This window comes from Candidatus Zixiibacteriota bacterium (assembly GCA_026397505.1).
Taxonomy (GTDB): Bacteria; Zixibacteria; MSB-5A5; order GN15; family PGXB01; genus JAPLUR01.
Window position 1 is genome coordinate 1 of sequence record JAPLUR010000024.1, and the last position, 3,054, is coordinate 3,054.

3 protein-coding genes are annotated in these 3,054 nt (G+C 48.1%); 2 read left to right on the forward strand and 1 reads right to left on the reverse strand.

Annotated features, from left to right (window positions below; translation table 11 throughout):
• A partial coding sequence (locus NT002_01220) for a hypothetical protein (protein MCX6827892.1) occupies positions 1–409 on the forward strand: 409 nt, incomplete at its 5' end.
• A 28-nt stretch (positions 410–437) separates the two neighbouring features.
• Here the strand turns inward: NT002_01220 and NT002_01225 are convergent.
• Complete coding sequence (locus NT002_01225) at positions 438–1,658, reverse strand: glycosyltransferase family 4 protein (protein ID MCX6827893.1); 1,221 nt, start codon at positions 1,656–1,658, stop codon at positions 438–440.
• 536 nt (positions 1,659–2,194) lie between these two features.
• Here NT002_01225 and nfi point away from each other — a divergent pair.
• Positions 2,195–2,995: a deoxyribonuclease V gene (gene nfi / locus NT002_01230; protein MCX6827894.1), complete on the forward strand. Its 801-nt coding sequence runs from the start codon at positions 2,195–2,197 to the stop codon at positions 2,993–2,995.
• The last annotated feature ends 59 nt before the right edge of the window (positions 2,996–3,054 follow it).

Here is a 3,054-nt window from a genome sequence, read left to right on the forward strand (position 1 = left end):
CCGGGCATCGATTCGTCACCACCGCAAGGGATTTCCGGCCGTAGCCTTCTCGGCCCTGAAACCATCAGAGGCGGCCGGTCTGATGCACTGGCGGGCCCGTTTTCAGGAAATGACCTTTGAGCCGTATGGTATCGCCGTTGAAAGAGAATCGGCGGCAGAAGCTGGAATCAGAAAAGTATTTTACGGCCATCCGGATATGTACCGATATCTCGAAGATGAGTACAGACCTTATTTCCAGAACATCGGTACCAGGGGCTTCTGGATGCCGGAAAAGGAATATCGCCATATCGGAGATTTTGACCTTAAAAAAATCCCGGACAGCAAGCTCATGGTAATAGTCTGGCGTGAAGAAGAAAAAGAGAAAATAAGCGATCTTTTTGGCGGGACAGTATTATCCCTCTATCGGTGATTATCTAAAAATCAATGGGGCGGATGGTTCAGGGTCTGTTGACAGATTCCAAAAGATTGAGATATCTCTGGGCCCATTTTTCGCGCGTATGATGGCTGCAAACATAGTTATGATAACGCTTGCCCAGTTCATCACCGTCGATCTTCTTATTATAAAGGGCGCGGACAATCTCGGCCAGCTGCTCGGGGTGTCCCGAAGAATAAGTCAGAGCCCCTCCGGCTTTTTCCAGGAGGCGGCTGGTTTCGCCATCGGTCGATCCGAAAATAATCGGACGGCCGGCGGCCATATATTCGAATATTTTGGTCGGCAGCGCCACTTTCGCCACCGGCACTTCTTTGAGGCACTCGACCAACACATCCCCGGCCTTGAGATAGTAAGGTATCTGTTCCAGAGGCTGCAGCCCGACAAATGAGACATTTTTCAAATTGTACTGTTTCGCCAGCGCCTCCAGCGAGTCTCGTTTCTGCCCATCGCCGACAAAGACGAAGTGATATTGCCGGTCATCGGCCAGAAGCCGGGCCGATTCGACTATGGTCTCGAGTGGGCGAACCCACCCCAGAGTTCCCGAGAAGAGGATAAGAAATTTATTCTCCCAGCCGTATTTTTTTCGGATACCGTTGGAGTGACTGTTGATGAAATCATAACCGACCCCGGACTTGATAGTGGTCAGGCGATCTTCCGGAATGCCATAGGCTTTCATCCATTCGGCAATACCTTCGGTAACACAGACAATATGATCAGCCCTGTGATAAAGGAAACGCATCACCTTCCGAATCGATTCGGTAAAAAGCGACTTGTTGAGGTTGCCGAATTGCTCTCCCGATTCCGGCTGCAGATCGCGAATTTCCAGCACCAGTTTGGTGCGGCGCAGACGACTCAGGATATAGCCAATGAGGGGCGAAGTCACCGGCGGCGAGGAGGCCAGAATCAAATCAAATTTTCCCTTTATCCTGAAGCTGTTGATCAGCGAGGAGAAAAGGAAAGTGATAAATCCGATCATCCTTTTTTTCGGCTCGGCATTTGATGCCGGCATGACATAGGAGCGGTAGATATTGAGATCATTCAATTTTTCCTTGACGAGGAATTTACCGCGGTATTTTTCGGGAACAACCCCATCGGGGTAATTCGGCATTGCGGTCAGGACGGTGACCTCATGTCCCCCGTTTTGGAAAAATTTGGCAAACTCGTAAAGCCTGCGGACGGCACCACGCTCCGGCGGGAAATGCTGGGTTATCAGTAATATTCTCATTGGCTTACGCATTTAGACGGCTAATGTATAACACGTGTCAAAAAAAAGCAACATAAAAAATTCAAAAAAGTGCTCATAAACTATAGGCAAATATACTTCTTAACTGGAGTCATTTTGAATTCTATATCTATATTTTGTGGGTTTCCCCACGTCAGCGACGATTGGTAGTTCGTCAATCGGGCATCCCCCCTCAAGCCAACAGCATAACTGCCCGGGGTCAGCGCTGGTTTTTGTCTGCCGGGGCTTATTCTAACCAATAATCGTCGGATTTCCGCCTTTTCTTGATTGTTATGGAAAGAAATACTCATAAATCCATGAATAGTTTCAAAATTCGCACATACTTTTTAATCCGGGGTAACATATTCAAATTGACATATTATAAAGACTCTCCTTATTTTCTATAAACTGAGCGTGGGGCCCGCTTAATGGTGTGGCCTCCCTGAGCATGAAATGAGCACAATTCAATTACCGGCGACCCGTGGCTTTGTCTCTTCAGGGCTTCATGGCGTTCGCCGGACTGTCTAAAAGGGAGTAAAGTGGAAATCAAATCTCTGCACGACTGGCCTGAAGATCCGAATGAAGCTCTTGCCATTCAGAAGGCCCTGAGAGCGGAAATTATTGCGGATCATGACATCGGCAAACTGGAATATATTACCGCTGTCGATACGGCCTTTAATGATAGAAACAATCGCCTCTATGCCGCCGCCATCACGGTAAAATATCCCGAGCTGATTGATGTGGAAAGAGAGGTGGCCGAAATGGAGACGGAATTTCCGTATATTCCGGCCCTGCTCGCTTTCCGGGAGGGACCGGTCATATTGAAAGCCCTTTCCCGACTGAAAACCGATCCCGACGTCATTATCTTTCCGGGTCATGGGATAGCCCACCCTCGGGGATTTGGTCTGGCCTCTCATCTGGGATTATTGGCCGACATCCCCTCTATCGGATGCGCCCGCAGAATTCTCTGCGGCGATTTCCGCAACCCTCCGCCTCAGAAAGGCGGCTGTTCATCGCTCTTTGTCGGCGATATCGAAGTCGGATTTGTCTATCGGACAAAAGAGAATGTCAAACCGATGTTCATATCACCCGGACACCGGTGCGGTATTCGGGAGGCGCTCGATATCATTATCAAGTGTGATACGGGATATCGCATGCCGGAGCCGCTTCGCCTGGCTCACCTTTTCGCCAATAAATATAAGCAGACCTCGCTCCGAAAAATGAGAACCGGCAAAAAGATTGTAGCTCAGCCGTTTGAGGAGGTAATGTCAATATTAGTGTGGAAATTGGTATATCCTTTTTTTCATTTATTTAGGCTGCTTTTTGTATCATGTTTTTGATGGTTTTTATTATTTCATTGTTTCTGTGCCATTTATGATTGAAATAGTTGAATAAAGCA